This is a genomic window from Acinetobacter sp. CIP 102529 (assembly GCF_000368325.1).
Taxonomy (GTDB): domain Bacteria; phylum Pseudomonadota; class Gammaproteobacteria; order Pseudomonadales; family Moraxellaceae; genus Acinetobacter; species Acinetobacter parvus.
On sequence record NZ_KB849355.1, the window covers coordinates 1715045 to 1731092 of the forward strand.

The following is a 16048-nucleotide window of genomic DNA, read 5'->3' on the forward strand; positions in this document are numbered from 1 at the left end:
ACAACAATTATTTAAAAAAGCCCCTTAAAAATTTTCAGGGGCTTTTTTATCTGCAAATTTAAACCGAATGCCCCAACCGCTCACCCATCACCACAGTTGAATTGGCTTTAAACTGCTCTTCCCACACCATTTTATCTTGTTCAAATAAAACAACGGCTGTTGAACCCAAGTAGAAACGTCCAAGCTCCGCACCTTTATCCAGTTGCAGTTGATGATGCTGTAACTCAACTTTACCTGATGGCTTCACCTTACCTGTCGCAACGGTTTCAATCCCAGCCACAATCATCGCACCGACCAAAACTACTGCCATACGGCCCAGCTCAGTGTCAAACAGGCACACCATACGTTCATTACGGGCAAACAAACCTGATACATTTTCAGCAGTGGTTTGGTTGACTGAAAATAACTCGCCTGGAATATACAAGGTTTCCGTTAATGTTCCAGCAAATGGCATATGTACGCGGTGATAGTCTTTCGGTGATAAATAAACTGTTGCAAACTGACCATTGATAAATGGCTTGGCAAGTTGTGGATCACCGATTAATTTCTCAACTGAAAAGCTTTGACCTTTGGCCTGAAAAATATCACCTGCTTCAATTTTACCGAGCTGAGAAATCGTACCATCCGCAGGGCTAACAATACTATCGGCACGCTCATCTACACCACGCACACCCTGTTTTAATGCACGGGTGAAAAATTCATTAAATGATTTATATTGATTCGGATTCGTTTGTTCAGCAATACTCATATCAATGCCATATTTTGCTTTGAACGCCTGAATAACAGCAGTTTTCACCAAAACATTTTCACTTGCGGCAACCTTGCCAATGACACGGCTCAGTTGGTGTTGTGGCACAAGATTCTGTACTTTGATAAACAGTTGTTTTTTTAAATCTGCTGAAAAACTCAAGATGGTGACTCCCCTGAAATAATAGGACTATCGAGGCGATTGCCCCATTCACTCCACGCACCATCGTAGGCCCTGACTTGCCAATTGAGCAATCTTGCCAATATATACGCCAAACCCGAACGGTGATGCGACTGACAGTAGACCACCACAGGTTGTTGTAAATTAAAGCCTAATTGCTCCAAACGTTGTTGAGTGCGTTCAAGCGGGTGCAATTTTAGATGATTTTCACGATTAAGGGCAGTACTCCATTCAAAATGCAGTGCATTTGGGATGTGACCCCCACGACGCGCAGCTAAACGTAGTCCAGTATATTCTTCATTGGTACGACAATCCCAGAGCTGAATATTCTGTTCTTGAACCTGCTGCAATAGCTCGTTGTATTCAATCCGATGCTGTTGCACACTATCCAGATCAACCTGTAGCACATCAGCGACAGGCGTGACTTTTTCAACCTCTGTGGTGGTGGGTAAACCAGCGCCCAACCAGCCATGAATTCCGCCATTGATCAAACTGGTACGGGTAAAACCAAGGCAGTGTAAATTCCAGATCAGCCGCCCCGCCCAAGCACCGCCCTCATCATCATAAACCACGACATGATGCTGCGGTGAGATATTCAGCTTTTCAATCAGGGTTTTTAATCCCTGTACATCGGGCAATAGACCATTGGCCTGTTCCTGTTGCGCCACCAGATACTTTGGCTGCAAATGAATCGCATGCGGGATATGTAGTTGCTCATAAACCGATGCTCGGCTTAAATCAACAATACGAATCAACTCGTGCCCCAAGTAGGGCACAAGCTGCTCAGGTTCAATCAGTAAATCAAGTTTAAAGTCTACATCTGTCATGGTTAGGGGGTCTTGTCGCCACAGCACTGGAATGATTTTAACATAGCCTACTTTTTATCTTTGTCTGATTTTTTGCATTGGTTTAGCAAAAAAGGAGATATAAACTAAATCACTGGCTCAATCTCAAACACTTGTCTTAAATAAGCAAGGAATGTTTCATTATCGGTCATGGTTTTACCTGAACTATCGGAAATTTTTGCCACTGACTGCCCATTACATTCCAATAGTTTTAACACGATATTCAGCGGTGTCTGCCCCATGTCATTGGTGAGGTTGGTGCCAATTCCAAAACTAACCTGAAAACGGTCCTTAAAATATTGATGCAATAACCATGCTTTTTCCAGATTAAGACCATCACTAAAGGTTAGCATTTTGGTCTTAGTATCAATCTTTAATTGACGATAATGTGCATAGGCCTTGTCACCCCATTCATAGGGATCACCACTGTCATGGCGCAAGCCATCAAACAGCTTGGCAAAATAAAGATCAAAATCACGCAGGAACGCATCCATCCCCACCACATCGGTCAGGGCAATCCCCAGGTCACCCCGATATTCCTGTACCCATGCCTCTAGCGCGGCTTTCTGAAAATTGCGCAACCGCACGTCCAGCGCCTGAAATGCCTGTAAAAACTCATGGGCCATGGTTCCAATCGGGCTGATACCCAACTCTTTCGCCAGCAGTACATTGCTGGTGCCACGGAATACTTGCGGTGCAGCATCATGAAACGCCTGCACCACATGCTTCTGCCAATCAAAACTATAACGGCGACGGGTGCCAAAGTCTGAAACCAAGAATGGGGGATCATTGTCCTGCTGTTGCTGGGCATAGTGTTGCAGTTGCACCAGCTTGTGCTGTAAGCGACGTTCACCTTCCGCCAGTACCTCATCGGTACGGATACGGCGGAAATACAGTTCATTGACAATGGCCAAGACAAAAATTTCAAACATCATGGCCTGCACCATCGGCCCCTCAATCCGAATATCCAGCCGCCCTGCCGCATCAATACTGGCCTGAATAAAACGTCGTTTGAGCTGGAACAACTCCAGATAGTCAACAAAGTCGCTCTTGATGAAACGCAGTGAACGGAGATACTGCAATTCATCCTCTTTAAAGCGAAGTTCACACAGCAAATCGAGCTGATGGTTGAGATCACCCAAAATTTCCGTCAAGGGATAGGCGGTATCCTGCAGATTTCGGCAACGGAATAAATAAACACTGTGCGTTTGTGGAAACTGGTGCAGCACCACTTGCAGCATGGTGAATTTATACAGGTCGGTGTCCAGTAAAGATTGAATAACGGCAGACATAGGCGATGGTTTTAACCAATTTTTTTGCATAATATAAGTTGTTATACAACCAAATGGCTGGGATTGAATAGTAGACTTTTGCTGCACAGTCAATTTTCAGGACCATTTGTCTGCTAAAATTCCCTGTCTTTTTCATCTATCTTTCAATGTTATGCGCGCATTAATTCAACGAGTTTTAGAAGCGAAAGTCGTGGTTGAGGGCCAAACCACTGGCGAAATTCAGCACGGCTTACTGGTATTTTTGGGAGTCGGTAAAGAAGATACCCTGGAAAAAGGCCAGAAGCTGCTTGACAAGATTTTAAAATATAGAATCTTTGATGATGAGAATGGCAAGATGGGGTGGAATCTAAGCCAAGCTCAGGGCGGACTTTTATTAGTTTCACAATTTACTTTGATGGCGCAAACACAAAAAGGCTTACGCCCTGACTTTGGGTCTGCCATGCCGCCAGCCGAAGCCAAAGCGCTGTATGAACAACTGGTTGAATATGCACGCCAACAATTTGCAAATGTCCAAACAGGTATTTTTGCCGCTGACATGAAAGTGCATTTGGTCAATGATGGCCCAGTAACCTTTAATCTGGAAATTGAATAAGTTTAAGCCATAAAAAACTCCCGAATTGGGAGTTTTTTTATTTAGGCTTATTTGCCTGTTTTTTCTTTAATAAAGGCACGCGCCTGACGAATTTTTTCTTTTACAGCTTTTGGTACTTTCGGTGGAATCAATTTTGCCGCCTGGTTAAACCAAACCAGCAGGCTAAAGTCACCTTCCATTTTAATGCTGCCATCCTGCATGCCTGTCATGAAAGCCGTTGGATCACCTTTCACCAAGGTTTTCACGCCCTGCTCACTTGAAGCAAACTGTAAAATAAAGTCAGCCTTTTCTGGACTGCCTGCAACCGTATCAATCTTGCCACGGTTGACAATAATCTGACGTGCCAGTCCTGCATCCGTACCAATCTGGATACGGAATTCACGATCATGAACCAATTCAATAAACTTTGGGCTAGTACGTGCCAATTGCTTCATACGTAACGCCAAACCTGTCACCAACAAATCTAACGGATCAGTGCTTACATCAACAATAGGTAACTGAATCACAGGTAAAGAAGAAAGCTTCATGACATTTATGCCCACAGTATTATGATGAAAATTAAGACAACTGTATCCTAGCACAATTGTTGCAAAGGCGGTAAAAGCTTTGTTTCAGAAAGTTAGTGCAAAAAAGGCATGCCGAGCATGCCTTTAATGTGATTTATCTTATTATAAATTATCGGCTAGAGCATTGTTGCTGGTCATCCTTGTACACAGGGGTGTGTTCAATATATTGACGTGTTGCCAATTGTTTTTGCGCCTGTTTATCTTCACGTAATAAAACAAATGTGACCGTAATCATCGCGAAGCTCAATGCGGTGAGATAACTATATGCGACGGACATTTCAAACAGGGTTTGCACCCCAAAGCGCACCACTTCCAGCAGTCCCCAGCACATCATACCTGCCAACATAAAACCTAGCCAACGACGATAAGGAGAAAAGAAAACAGCAATAACTGCGACAGCGATCAAGCCAAATCCAACCCACATGGTGAAATTCGCTGCTTCCATATAAACCTCCGTCTTAAAAAAATTAGTCTGTTCTGTTCAGACCGCTATTGTTGTGTAATTTCTAACGCTTACTAACTCATTGCATTTAGGTCTTTATGCATTATGGAAGTTTTTTTTAAGAAGAAAAGAGGTAAAAACCAATGCTACGACACAAGCTGTCGCAATATGTTTTTGTCATTACACATTTTAAAATCATCAAACATCAATATTGCTATATGGCATCAATTACCGCGTGTCATTACAAATAAATAGCCGATATTTTTTGTGTAGAAAAACTTTTTCTTGAATTTTTTTATCGTTGTATTTCTATACATTTAGACATGATTATGAACAAATCATGACACCATAAAAATGCACCATATCGTGACAAAACGACATGATGCACAGGAAGTGTTTTAAGCTTTTAAGCGCGATTTAAGTCTTTATCGTGCATACCCAATAAGTACAACACACCATCTAAACCAACACTTGAAATTGCCTGATTGGCATTTTGACGAACCAATGGTTTTGCGCGATACGCCACACCTAAGCCTGCAATAGACAGCATTGGCAAATCATTTGCCCCATCGCCTACCGCCATCGCTTGCTCTAGTGATATACCCATTTTATCGGCAAGTTGACGCAGTAATTCAGCTTTTCGTGCGCCATCGACAATCGCACCTTTAACCTCACCAGTGACTAAACCATCCCGTACATCCAGAATATTGGCATGCACTTCATCAATCCCAAGTTTCGCTTGTAAATATTCGGCAAAATACTGAAATCCACCCGACAAAATAGCGGTTTTGTAGCCTAATGCTTTCAGGGTTGAAATCAGACGCTCTGCGCCTTCGGTCACAGTTAAACGTTCTGCAATTTTTGGTAGAACCGAAGCATCCAGACCTTTTAACAAGGCAACACGGGCGCGGAAACTTTGCTGAAAATCCAGCTCCCCCTGCATGGCTCGCTCAGTAATTTCAGCTACCTGAGCACCCACACCCGCCTCCAGCGCCAACTCATCAATCACTTCCTGCTCAATCAGGGTTGAATCCATATCGAAGCAAACCAGACGACGGTTACGGCGATAGGCATTGTCTTCCTGTACCGCAACATCAATGTTCAGTTCACCCGACAGGCTGAGACAGGCAGCACGCATGGCCTGCGCGTCCAGCATTTGTCCACTTAAACCAAACTGGACACAGGCACGGCGTGGAAATGGGCTATCGGTTTGCAAATCCAACCGACCCGACAAACGTGTCACCGTTTCAATATTAAAGCCCTGACTTGACACAATTTTGGTCACTGCCTGCAAATGTGCCGCCGTGAGTTCTGGGGCAAGCGCAGTCACGATATAGCGGGTCCGTCCACCCTCACTCACCCATTGTTCATATTCTGCGTTAGAGATTGGTTTAAATCGCACAGTTAAGCCAATATCATGTGCTAAAATCAGGATCTCTTTCATTGCCAATGCGGTTGCAGTCTCATTATCCGATGCAACAACAATCCCAAGGGTGAGTTGATTATGGATAACAGCCTGACCCACATCGAGTATTTGCAAAGAATGTACGGAGAGCACCTGCATTAATCGAGTAAACTGATTCGGTTGATCTGGTCCTAAAAAGGATATAAGAATGATTTCTCGCATGAATTGACTCGTGGTTGAGCGACAACTATTGTATGTAAGAATCATAACATAACCTGACCTGAATCTATTTGACTCTTATTTATCTTGGAAGTTTAACTTGAATGCGCCACGCCAAGGGCTATTTGCTAGCCTGCTGATCGTAAGTTTTGCACTGCATACCTTTTTACTGGTGATTGCAACGACACATCAACTCAATGAAAACCGCGCCAGTCAGGGACAACTGATGACCAGTCAGCTTGTGGCAGATAGCCTTTCAGAACTGGAACCTGCCAACACGGTCTCATTGGCGCTGGTGGCCAACCGTTATGCAACCAACCCAAGTGTCGCATCCATTCGTATCCTCGATGCCAATAAACAGGTGCTTGCAACCAGTGGTATGGCCAAAACCCGTCAGGGTGAAGTCTTTGTGCGTGATGCCCTACAAAATGAAAAGAAAGTAGGAACGGTCGAAATCACCTTGATCCAGCCAAGTATTGGTGAAATCTTACGCACACAATGGCTGGCGATTTTAGCATCATTGTTTATCCACTTCCTGATTTGGCTGGCTTACCGTGCCATTGCCCGTCCAACACGCAGTGAATATTTAGCCCGTATCAATCAGGAAAATCATCTTAAACATGAGATTCAGCGTTTAACTCAGGCATTGGTACTGGAAAAACAGAACACCGTGACGCTGGTCGCACAAGCCCAGCAACAGGCAAAAGCACAACCAAAATCACGCACTGAGAAGAAGCCAGCCGAACAAACCCAGCTTGACCACGCAACGCTGGCGCTGAATATCCAGTTTTATGATCCAAAGCAGTTGCTAAGCAGTGTAAACCAGTCAGTCTCTGTTCCCTACTTCAAGCTTTGCCAGTTATTTTTAGATAAAAGTATTGATCTGTGTAGTAGACATTATCAAATGGATGCCTCACATATTCATGTGGTACAGCAATTTAATGCCGAGGGTGCCACATTATCAACCACACTGGAAAAGCCACATGCGCTTGAATGCCTGATGATGGTGGGTGCAGTGTTCCAGTTGCTGGCAGAGGTGCTGTACAAGCGATACCGTGAAGATAAACGCTTTGCACTACAGACCCGTGGCGCGGTGGCAAGTGCGGTGGATGCGATGCAACTGGACGCAATTGAGGCATCTAAACGCCTTACCCAGCATTTGCATGCAAAAGAGGCCGCTTTGCACCTAAGCCACGATCAGCTTAAAGCCATTCAAAACAGTTATGAACTGGTTGCCATGCCAAATCCAAGCAATATCATGACCCGCCATGCCTTTATGATTAATGGCATGAATGAGCAGTGTGCGACTTTGGCACAGAATCTTCGCACTGAAATCCTGATGGGTAAGAAAGCAAAAGTTTCAAGTGAATCTTCTGATATTCCAGCGTCATAATCCATTATCATCTGTTTCCTGATTACCCTGATCGCTTTTCTAAGCCATCAGGCTTTTTAATTGATCAAGAAGCACAGGCGAAATTTGTTAAAATGCGGTAAACTATGCTCGGTTTATCGAATATGAGTGCCTTGAAAGGCAATAAAAAGGTGAAAGCGAATGCCGCTGAGTCGTGTTGAAGAGCTTGTCGCAGATATTCGTGCAGGCAAAATGGTCATCCTGATGGATGATGAAGATCGTGAAAATGAAGGTGATCTGGTCATCGCCGCAACGCATGTGCGCCCTGAAGATATTAACTTCATGATTACCCATGCACGTGGTTTGGTCTGCCTGACGCTCAGCCGTGACCGTTGTAAACAACTGAATCTTCCGTTGATGGTTGACCAGAACGGCGCACAGCACGCGACCAACTTCACCCTCTCAATCGAAGCAGCTGAAGGCATCAGCACAGGCATTTCCGCTGCTGAGCGCGCGCATACCATCCGTACCGCGGTTGCGGCACATGCCAAGCCAAGCGATATCGTTCAGCCAGGCCATATTTTCCCATTAATGGCACAGCCAGGTGGCGTACTGCACCGTGCAGGCCATACTGAAGCAGGTTGCGACTTAACCCGTCTGGCGGGTCTTGAGCCAGCGTCCGTGATCTGTGAAATCATTAATGATGACGGCACTATGGCGCGTCGCCCTGATTTAGAAGTATTTGCAGAGAAACATGGCTTAAAAATCGGTACGATTGCGGATCTGATTCATTACCGTATGACCAATGAACAAACGGTTGAGCGTTTGTCGCAAGAAACCATTCAGACTGCATATGGTGCGTTTGAACTGTATAAATACCGTGAAATCGGTAATCCAGATATTCATCTGGCGTTGGTGAAAGGTGAACCAAAACAAGGGGTCACTACAGTTCGTGTGCATGGTTTCAACCCTGTACGTGACTTGCTAAAACTCAATAAAGCAGATGGCTCCACTGCATGGAGTCTGGACCTCGCACTGAGAACCATATCAGAGAGCGACCGTGGAGTGCTGGTATGGATTGGACAGGACCATCTGGAAGATCTCGGTCATGCAATTCATCACCTGAATCAACCAATGCCTTTGAAATCCAATGCCGCCCTCTCCCAGCAATATCAGACCATTGGTGTCGGTGCACAGATTTTACGTGATCTGGGTGTTGAGAAAATGAAACTGTTGAGTTCACCACTTCGTTTCAATGCACTATCAGGATTTAATTTAGAGGTAGTGGAATACATCACTGCCGATCAAGTCACAGCAAAATAATCGAGGTTGTTATGGCAATTCGCCGAATTGAAGGTTTATTACATCTCGCAAGCGAAGGTCGTTATGCGATCTTGGTTGGTCGTTTCAACAGCTTCGTGGTTGAACATTTACTGGAAGGTGCGATTGACACCTTAAAACGTCATGGCGTTTCAGAGGATGCGATTACCGTGATTCATGCGCCAGGTGCGTGGGAACTGCCAATCGTTGCGAAAAAGCTAGCTGCCTCAAACAAGTTTGATGCCATCATTGCCTTGGGCGCAGTGATTCGTGGTAGCACACCACACTTTGACTTTGTTGCGGGTGAATGTGCCAAAGGTCTAGGTGTTGTAGCACTTGAAAGCACTATGCCTGTAATCAATGGTGTGTTGACAACAGACAGCATTGAGCAGGCAATTGAACGTTCTGGTACGAAAGCAGGAAACAAGGGTAGCGAAGCTGCATTGACTGCAATCGAAATGGTTAACTTATTAAAGGCAATTTAAAGCATGTCGCAAACACTTCAGGCCGCTTATGCAGCGAAACGCAAAGCACGTCGTTTTGCTGTACAAGGGATTTATGAATGGCAAATGAGTCAGAACCCTGTCCATGAAATTGAGGCACGCACCCGTGTTGAAAATGCCATGCACAAGGTTGACCTTAACTATTACCATGAATTGCTCACTCAAGTGGTTGCCCAACATGACGCTCTGGATGAGTTACTCATCCCTGTACTTGATCGTGAGTTAAATGCCCTCGATGGTGTAGAGCTTGCCACTTTACGACTTGGTGCTTATGAATTACGAGATCATCTCGAAGTTCCATACCGCGTTGTACTTGATGAAGCAATTGAGCTAGCAAAACACTTTGGTGGTGCGGACAGCCATAAATACATCAATGGTGTACTGGACCGTCTTTCTTCAAAGCTTCGTGAAGCTGAAAAACAGCAAGCTAAATAACAGGCTTGTGTCATGGCTGAGTTTTCAATTATTGATCAATACTTTAAACGTGCATCAAAATCCGATGTCAGTTTAGGAATTGGTGATGACTCAGCCATTGTGACTCCTGCTCCCTCACAGCAACTGGTGATCTGTACCGATACACTGGTTGCTGGTCGTCATTTTCCATTAGATACCACAGCCCATGCAATTGGCTGGAAAAGTGTCGCGGTCAATTTATCTGATCTCGCCGCCATGGGTGCAAAACCGCATAGTATTTTACTGGCATTAAGCCTACCAACAGTTGATCATGGCTGGCTGGCTGGCTTTAGTCAGGGCTTGTTCGATTGCTGCGATCAATTTGGTGTCAGCCTGATTGGTGGTGATACCACACAGAATTCCCAACTGACCATCACGGTCACGGCACTGGGCTGGATTGAACACGGTCAGGCCATTACCCGATCAAGTGCACAAGTAGGTGACTACATTTGTGTCAGTGGTCAGGTTGGTGATGCCGCATTTGGGCTACAGCATCCTGGTCATGCCCTACAGCAACGACTGGACTACCCAACGCCACGTTGTAATTTAGGGCAGCAGCTCAAAGGTCTGGCCTCCAGTATGATTGATGTTTCGGACGGATTGGCGCAGGACTTGGGACATATTCTGAAAGCGTCCAATGTCGGTGCAAAACTACAACTTGATCAGCTTCCGATTGATGAATCACTCAAAAAGCTGGAAAAACAGCAGGCATGGCACTACGCCCTTGCGGGTGGTGACGATTATGAGCTGTGCTTTACAATATCACCGCAAAATTTTGAAAAACTACTTCGACAACAATTAGATGTTCCGCTTACAATAATTGGTAAAATCACCCAACAAACTGGATTGTCATTTGTGTATATGGGCGAAAATCACCCATTAGCTGTTCAGGGATATCAACACTTTGCATAAGCCACCGATTCACTTTAAACAAATGAGCTGGTTCAACCGTTGCATCGTTTTTTGCGGTGTCGGTTTCGGTTCTGGTTTAGCACCCAAGGCACCTGGAACATTTGGTTCAGCCTTTGCCCTGCTGTTTGTACCATTGTGGCTACAATTGGGTTTGTATGGCAGCTTGATTGCCATCCTGATCATGTCAGTTGTGGGCATTTATATCTGCGGACAAACCGCCAAAGTCCTCAATGTGCATGATGACGGACGTATTGTCTGGGATGAGTTCGCAGGACAGTCCATTACTTTCCTGCCTTTGCTTTATTTACAGCAAATGAATGGGTTGTGGGTCATTGCTGGATTTGTATTATTCCGTATATTTGATGTCTGGAAACCATTTCCGATTAGTTGGGCAGACCAAAAAGTTACTGGTGGTCTAGGGATTATGCTTGATGACATCATTGCAGGTCTTTGGGCTGCGCTTTGTATTTTTATGATTCATTTTTATTTTTTGACTTAAACCATTGATATTAGGGTTAGTTATGTCAACAACTGTTATTATTCTTGCCGCAGGGAAAGGAACGCGAATGCGTTCACAAATACCAAAAGTACTACAACCCCTTGCAGGTCGACCACTTTTAGGACATGTGATTCAAACCGCAAAAAAATTGCATGCTGAAAACATTATTACCATTTATGGACATGGCGGTGAGCTGGTTAAGCAAAGTTTTGCCAATGAACAGGTTGAGTGGGTTGAACAAGCCGAACAATTGGGCACAGGTCATGCAGTGCAAATGACATTACCTGTTTTACCTCAAGACGGTATTTCGCTGATTTTATCGGGTGATGTACCTTGTATTCATGCAAATACCCTACAAAAACTATTAAATGCCTCTACTCAGACAGGCATTGGCTTAGTTACGCTTACCGTAGAAGATGCAACAGGTTATGGTCGCATTGTCCGCCAAGACGGTAAAATTCAGGCCATTGTTGAGCATAAAGATGCCAATGAAGCACAACGCCAGATTCAGGAAATCAATACAGGCATTTATTGCGTTAGCAATGCCAAGCTGCATCAATGGCTACCAAAACTTTCCAATGAAAATGCGCAAGGTGAATATTACCTGACCGATATTGTTGCGATGGCGATTGCGGATGGTCTGGAAGTTGCCTCAGTTGAACCAGATTTTGCGTTTGAAGTTGATGGTGTGAATGACCGCCTACAACTTGCAACTTTGGAACGTCAATTTCAGCAACAACAAGCAAAAGAATTGATGCAACAAGGCGTACATTTAATTGATCCAAATCGTTTTGACCTGCGTGGAACTGTGAAATGTGGTCAAGATGTACAAATTGATGTCAATGTCATTATTGAAGGGGATTGTGAGCTTGGTGACAACGTTCAACTTGGCGCAGGCTGTATTTTAAAAAATACCCGTATTGCCGCAGGTACCAAAGTTCAGGCCTATAGCATTTTTGAAAATGCGGTTGTGGGTGAAAATACCCAGATTGGGCCTTTTGCCCGTTTACGTCCTGGCACAAATCTGGCCAATGATGTGCATATTGGCAACTTCGTCGAAGTTAAAAATACCAATATGGGACAGGGTTCAAAAGCCAATCACTTCACTTATCTAGGTGATGCAGATATTGGTGCGAATTGTAATATTGGGGCAGGCACGATTACCTGTAATTATGATGGTGCAAACAAACATCGCACTATTATTGAAGATAATGTGTTTATCGGGACCAATAACTCATTGGTTGCACCAATTAAAATTGCTCAAGGTGCAACCACAGGTGCAGGCTCAACCTTAACTCGAAATGTGGCTGAGCATAGTTTAGCTGTCGAACGATCTAAACAGTTTGAAAAAGCAAATTATCAACGTCCCCAAAAGCTGAAAAAATAAGAGGATAAAATTATGTGTGGTATTGTTGGTGGCGTTGCTGAACGATGTGTAACTGATATTCTGATTGAAGGATTAAAACGTCTTGAATATCGCGGTTATGACTCTGCGGGTTTAGCGTTATTGAATAATCAACAAATCTTACGCGAACGTCGTGTAGGTAAAGTTGCAAATTTAGCTGAAGCAGTATCTGAGCAGCATTTGACTGGTCATGTAGGTATTGCACATACCCGTTGGGCAACCCATGGTAAACCGACTGAAGATAATGCTCATCCACATGTTTCAGGTGATGTGGCTGTTGTACACAATGGTATTATTGAAAATTATCAGGAACTCAAAGAAGAATTACAGGCTTTGGGCTATATCTTTACGTCCCAGACCGATACCGAAGTGGTTGCACATTTAGTGCATGATGCACTTAAGCAAACCGATAGTTTACTTGAAGCCGTACAGAATATTGTTCCTCGCCTTAAAGGTGCCTATGCACTGGGGGTTATTCATACGGGTCATACCGATGAGTTGATCACTGTACGGGAGGGTTCCCCTCTGGTGATCGGAGTCGGGATTGGTGAAAACTTTATTAGTTCTGATCAATTGGCTTTATTGCCTGTAACCAATCGTTTTGTTTATCTGGAAGAAGGCGACATTGCCCGTTTAACCCGTACCAGTATTGAAGTGTTTGTCAATGGTGAACTGGTCGAACGTCCTGTCAAAGAACTGGATGCCACGATTAGCAATGCGTCTAAAGGTGAATATAAGCATTATATGCTCAAGGAAATCTATGAGCAGCCAGAAGCAATTCAACAAACGATTTCCCAGGCATTGAATGGTAATACGTTACGTGACGATTTCCTTAATCATGCCAATGCGGATTTTGACAAAATCCAGCAGGTACAAATCATTGCCTGTGGCACCAGTTATCATGCGGGCATGATTGCCAAGTACTGGTTTGAACAGTTGATCGGTGTACCTTGCCAGGTCGAGATCGCCAGTGAATTCCGTTACCGCACGCCAGTGATTGTGGCCAATACACTGTATATCTGTATTTCCCAGTCTGGTGAAACAGCAGATACACTGGCAGCGTTACGTGAAACACAAAAACGCGCCAAGGTACAAAACCTTGACATCACCACCATGACAATCTGTAACGTTGCCACCTCATCGATGGTGCGCGAAACCAATCATCATTTATTGACACTGGCTGGTCCTGAAATCGGGGTTGCTTCAACAAAAGCATTTACCACACAGCTTGCCGCATTAATGTTGCTCATTCTCAAAATTGGTCAAGTCAAACAGCAGCTTGCGACAGATCAGTTGAATGAGATTGTGGAAGCATTATGGCATTGTCCAAAAGTGATTCTGGATACTTTGCAGCATAATACTGAGATTTTGCGTCTCTCGACCCTCTTTGTTGAGAAAAACCATTGCCTTTTCCTGGGACGTGGCACACATTTCCCAATCGCGCTGGAAGGTGCATTGAAATTGAAAGAAATTTCATATATTCATGCCGAAGGTTATGCAGCAGGCGAACTGAAACATGGCCCATTGGCTCTAGTCGATAATGAAATGCCTGTGGTGATCCTAGCTCCTCAGGATGAGATGTTGGATAAACTCAAGTCGAACATGGAAGAAGTTCAGGCACGTGGCGGTGAGCTGTTTGTATTTGCTGACCAAGACAGTGGTATTCACGGTAAAGACCGTCAGCATGTGGTTCACATTCCATCTGTCAATGAATGGCTGGCGCCAATTGTTTACAGTATTCCTGTGCAGCTACTTTCTTACCATGTTGCGGTATTACGCGGAACTGATGTGGATCAGCCACGTAATTTAGCGAAGAGTGTGACTGTAGAATAAAATGATAAAGTAGAAGGAAGGTTCGCCTTTCTTCTACCCTTTACCATCATTTTCAACTATAAATTAAGAATTTAAAAAATTTATTTTATGCCACATAACGACTATTTTTATGATTTAGCAAAATAATCAAATTCAAGATTACCGCACCTAAAATAGAAATTAAAACCAGTTTCCAGTCCACAAAAAACAGTGATGTTAATAAGATCGCCACATCAATTCCCATCTGTACCTTTCCAGCTGGAATCTTGAAATGTTCCTGCAAATACAGCGCAAGCAGGTTGATGCCACCCAGACTTGAACGATGCCGAAACAGGATCAGGAAACTTACCCCCATTAGCACATTGGCAAAAATCGTGGCATAGATTGGATTGACCTCTGACAACTGAAAGAAATGGGGAATGGTTTCTGTAAACCCAGCCAGTAACGCCACCGCGACAAAGGTTTTCACCACAAGGGCCATACCCATCTTTTTATAGGCAAAATAGTAAAATGGAATGTTGATCAAGAAAAATAAGATGCCAAACTTGATGTCAGTGATGTAGTGAATCAACAACGACAATCCTGCCGTTCCACCTGTCATAATGCCTGCCTGCTGCAACAGGGTCATGGCAAACGATAAAATAAATGTTCCAATCAACATCGCCAGAGCATCCTCCACTCTTGAGTGTTGGTCTACCACAGGCACGGCTGGGCTTAGCAAAGACACATGTTGATCAGTATTCATAACGGTATAACTCAAGAAAGAAGACAACAGCAGGGAGAGCATCCTGAATGTGGATGCGGATTGATATATTTGATCATTTTTATAGTTTTTACGCAATTTATTATTATATTTTTATCATAAATGCAATTTATAATTAAAATAACACATTAAAATACAAAAAGTTTGCGCTGTGATAACGTTATCTTGACTGGCATTATAAGGGTAGCAAAGTATTTATTATTTAATCGCAATGCCATTTTCCTTTAATTTTTCTAAAACAATAGATGTATTTAAATTACTGACTCCAAAGTTACTGGATGACAAAGTACCAATTAATTTCACCATTTCATCCAAACTCTTGACCGCAACTTTAAGTACAAAATCATAACTGCCTGTGAGTTTATGAATATCTTTAACTGCGGGCTCATGCAAAAGAAACTCAACAAAACGATCATGGGTTGCATCATTATAATTCTGCAATTTCACCTCAATAATCCCCATAATCGGCGTTGGGTCAGCATCCAGGGCAATCTGCGCATAATAGCCTGTGATAATTTTCTTCTGTTCGAGGTTAATCCGACGGCGTGAACACTGGGAAGTAGACAAGCCCACCAACTCAGCGAGTTGCTGATTGGCCAAACGTCCATTAAGCTGGAGGTGATGAATAATTTTGCGGTCAAAATTATCTATTTCTTCAGTCATAACACCCTCTATTACTATTCTAGTCCGCAAATACAATAAGGCATTTACTCGTGAACAAAAGTTTACGTTTTTAGCATG

General features: G+C 43.8%; 17 protein-coding genes. 9 read left to right on the forward strand and 8 right to left on the reverse strand.

All coding sequences use genetic code 11. From position 1 onward, the window contains the following. Positions 1-58: 58 nt before the first annotated feature. The 3 genes from asd to pncB all read right to left on the reverse strand — a co-directional run bounded on the left by asd (position 59) and on the right by pncB (position 3065). The gene (gene asd, locus F972_RS13600) at positions 59-910 is read right to left on the reverse strand and encodes an archaetidylserine decarboxylase (protein ID WP_004683606.1); all 852 of its coding nucleotides are present in this window, start codon (positions 908-910) and stop codon (positions 59-61) included. Continuing rightward, positions 907-1755: a sulfurtransferase gene (locus F972_RS13605; protein WP_004683607.1), complete on the reverse strand. Its 849-nt coding sequence runs from the start codon at positions 1753-1755 to the stop codon at positions 907-909. The genes asd and F972_RS13605 overlap by 4 nt, the downstream gene beginning before the upstream one ends. A gap of 104 nt (positions 1756-1859) precedes the next feature. Next, entirely contained in the window at positions 1860-3065 is a 1206-nt protein-coding gene (gene pncB, locus F972_RS13610; protein ID WP_004683608.1) for a nicotinate phosphoribosyltransferase, read from the reverse strand. 151 nt (positions 3066-3216) lie between these two features. Here pncB and dtd point away from each other — a divergent pair, with 151 nt between their 5' ends. After that, the gene (dtd, locus tag F972_RS13615) at positions 3217-3657 is read left to right on the forward strand and encodes a D-aminoacyl-tRNA deacylase (RefSeq protein WP_004683609.1); all 441 of its coding nucleotides are present in this window, start codon (positions 3217-3219) and stop codon (positions 3655-3657) included. A gap of 47 nt (positions 3658-3704) precedes the next feature. Here the strand turns inward: dtd and F972_RS13620 are convergent, their stop codons facing one another. The 3 genes from F972_RS13620 to serB all read right to left on the reverse strand — a co-directional run bounded on the left by F972_RS13620 (position 3705) and on the right by serB (position 6292). Then, the gene (locus tag F972_RS13620; protein WP_004679115.1) at positions 3705-4184 is read right to left on the reverse strand and encodes a hypothetical protein; all 480 of its coding nucleotides are present in this window, start codon (positions 4182-4184) and stop codon (positions 3705-3707) included. Between the two features lie 148 nt (positions 4185-4332). Beyond that, entirely contained in the window at positions 4333-4668 is a 336-nt protein-coding gene (gene aciT / locus F972_RS13625; protein ID WP_004683610.1) for a ciprofloxacin tolerance protein AciT, read from the reverse strand. Between the two features lie 403 nt (positions 4669-5071). Beyond that, a complete protein-coding gene (gene serB / locus F972_RS13630; RefSeq protein WP_004679119.1) occupies positions 5072-6292 on the reverse strand; it encodes a phosphoserine phosphatase SerB in 1221 nt (406 codons plus the stop codon). Positions 6293-6389: 97 nt separating this feature from the next. Between serB and F972_RS13635 the strand changes: the two genes are divergently transcribed. The 8 genes from F972_RS13635 (at position 6390) to glmS (ending at position 14565) form a co-directional block, all read left to right on the forward strand. Next, positions 6390-7682 carry a hypothetical protein gene (locus F972_RS13635; RefSeq protein ID WP_004769984.1) on the forward strand — a complete coding sequence of 431 codons (1293 nt, stop codon included), beginning with the start codon at positions 6390-6392 and terminating at the stop codon, positions 7680-7682. 159 nt (positions 7683-7841) lie between these two features. Further along, entirely contained in the window at positions 7842-8963 is a 1122-nt protein-coding gene (gene ribBA / locus F972_RS13640; protein ID WP_004769985.1) for a bifunctional 3,4-dihydroxy-2-butanone-4-phosphate synthase/GTP cyclohydrolase II, read from the forward strand. Between the two features lie 11 nt (positions 8964-8974). Then, on the forward strand, positions 8975-9445 hold the full coding sequence (gene ribE / locus F972_RS13645) for a 6,7-dimethyl-8-ribityllumazine synthase (protein WP_004659764.1): 471 nt from the start codon (positions 8975-8977) through the stop codon (positions 9443-9445). A gap of 3 nt (positions 9446-9448) precedes the next feature. Continuing rightward, positions 9449-9898 (forward strand): transcription antitermination factor NusB, encoded by a 450-nt coding sequence (gene nusB / locus F972_RS13650; protein ID WP_004683615.1) that lies wholly within the window; start codon positions 9449-9451, stop codon positions 9896-9898. Positions 9899-9910: 12 nt separating this feature from the next. Beyond that, positions 9911-10828 carry a thiamine-phosphate kinase gene (gene thiL / locus F972_RS13655; RefSeq protein WP_004769987.1) on the forward strand — a complete coding sequence of 306 codons (918 nt, stop codon included), beginning with the start codon at positions 9911-9913 and terminating at the stop codon, positions 10826-10828. A gap of 22 nt (positions 10829-10850) precedes the next feature. Then, positions 10851-11327 (forward strand): phosphatidylglycerophosphatase A family protein, encoded by a 477-nt coding sequence (locus tag F972_RS13660; protein WP_050994563.1) that lies wholly within the window; start codon positions 10851-10853, stop codon positions 11325-11327. Positions 11328-11349: 22 nt separating this feature from the next. After that, on the forward strand, positions 11350-12714 hold the full coding sequence (gene glmU / locus F972_RS13665) for a bifunctional UDP-N-acetylglucosamine diphosphorylase/glucosamine-1-phosphate N-acetyltransferase GlmU (protein WP_004769989.1): 1365 nt from the start codon (positions 11350-11352) through the stop codon (positions 12712-12714). Positions 12715-12726: 12 nt separating this feature from the next. Further along, entirely contained in the window at positions 12727-14565 is a 1839-nt protein-coding gene (gene glmS, locus F972_RS13670; protein ID WP_004769990.1) for a glutamine--fructose-6-phosphate transaminase (isomerizing), read from the forward strand. An 85-nt stretch (positions 14566-14650) separates the two neighbouring features. Here the strand turns inward: glmS and F972_RS13675 are convergent, their stop codons facing one another. Both F972_RS13675 and F972_RS13680 read right to left on the reverse strand, forming a co-directional pair. After that, positions 14651-15289, reverse strand: a complete 639-nt coding sequence (locus tag F972_RS13675) for a YitT family protein (protein ID WP_004756852.1) — start codon at positions 15287-15289, stop codon at positions 14651-14653. Between the two features lie 216 nt (positions 15290-15505). Next, positions 15506-15970: an Lrp/AsnC family transcriptional regulator gene (locus tag F972_RS13680; protein ID WP_004683644.1), complete on the reverse strand. Its 465-nt coding sequence runs from the start codon at positions 15968-15970 to the stop codon at positions 15506-15508. Positions 15971-16048: the final 78 nt, after the last annotated feature.

Bases quoted from the DNA above. Each gene is read 5' to 3' on its own strand.
- F972_RS13605 (WP_004683607.1), bottom strand. From the start codon at position 1,755: ATGACAGATGTAGACTTTAAACTTGATTTACTGATTGAACCTGAGCAG.
- pncB (WP_004683608.1), bottom strand. From the start codon at position 3,065: ATGTCTGCCGTTATTCAATCTTTACTGGACACCGACCTGTATAAATTC.
- dtd (WP_004683609.1), top strand. From the start codon at position 3,217: ATGCGCGCATTAATTCAACGAGTTTTAGAAGCGAAAGTCGTGGTTGAG.
- F972_RS13620 (WP_004679115.1), bottom strand. From the start codon at position 4,184: ATGAAGCTTTCTTCTTTACCTGTGATTCAGTTACCTATTGTTGATGTA.
- aciT (WP_004683610.1), bottom strand. From the start codon at position 4,668: ATGGAAGCAGCGAATTTCACCATGTGGGTTGGATTTGGCTTGATCGCT.
- serB (WP_004679119.1), bottom strand. From the start codon at position 6,292: ATGCGAGAAATCATTCTTATATCCTTTTTAGGACCAGATCAACCGAAT.
- ribBA (WP_004769985.1), top strand. From the start codon at position 7,842: ATGCCGCTGAGTCGTGTTGAAGAGCTTGTCGCAGATATTCGTGCAGGC.
- ribE (WP_004659764.1), top strand. From the start codon at position 8,975: ATGGCAATTCGCCGAATTGAAGGTTTATTACATCTCGCAAGCGAAGGT.
- nusB (WP_004683615.1), top strand. From the start codon at position 9,449: ATGTCGCAAACACTTCAGGCCGCTTATGCAGCGAAACGCAAAGCACGT.
- thiL (WP_004769987.1), top strand. From the start codon at position 9,911: ATGGCTGAGTTTTCAATTATTGATCAATACTTTAAACGTGCATCAAAA.
- F972_RS13660 (WP_050994563.1), top strand. From the start codon at position 10,851: ATGAGCTGGTTCAACCGTTGCATCGTTTTTTGCGGTGTCGGTTTCGGT.
- glmU (WP_004769989.1), top strand. From the start codon at position 11,350: ATGTCAACAACTGTTATTATTCTTGCCGCAGGGAAAGGAACGCGAATG.
- glmS (WP_004769990.1), top strand. From the start codon at position 12,727: ATGTGTGGTATTGTTGGTGGCGTTGCTGAACGATGTGTAACTGATATT.
- F972_RS13675 (WP_004756852.1), bottom strand. From the start codon at position 15,289: ATGAATACTGATCAACATGTGTCTTTGCTAAGCCCAGCCGTGCCTGTG.
- F972_RS13680 (WP_004683644.1), bottom strand. From the start codon at position 15,970: ATGACTGAAGAAATAGATAATTTTGACCGCAAAATTATTCATCACCTC.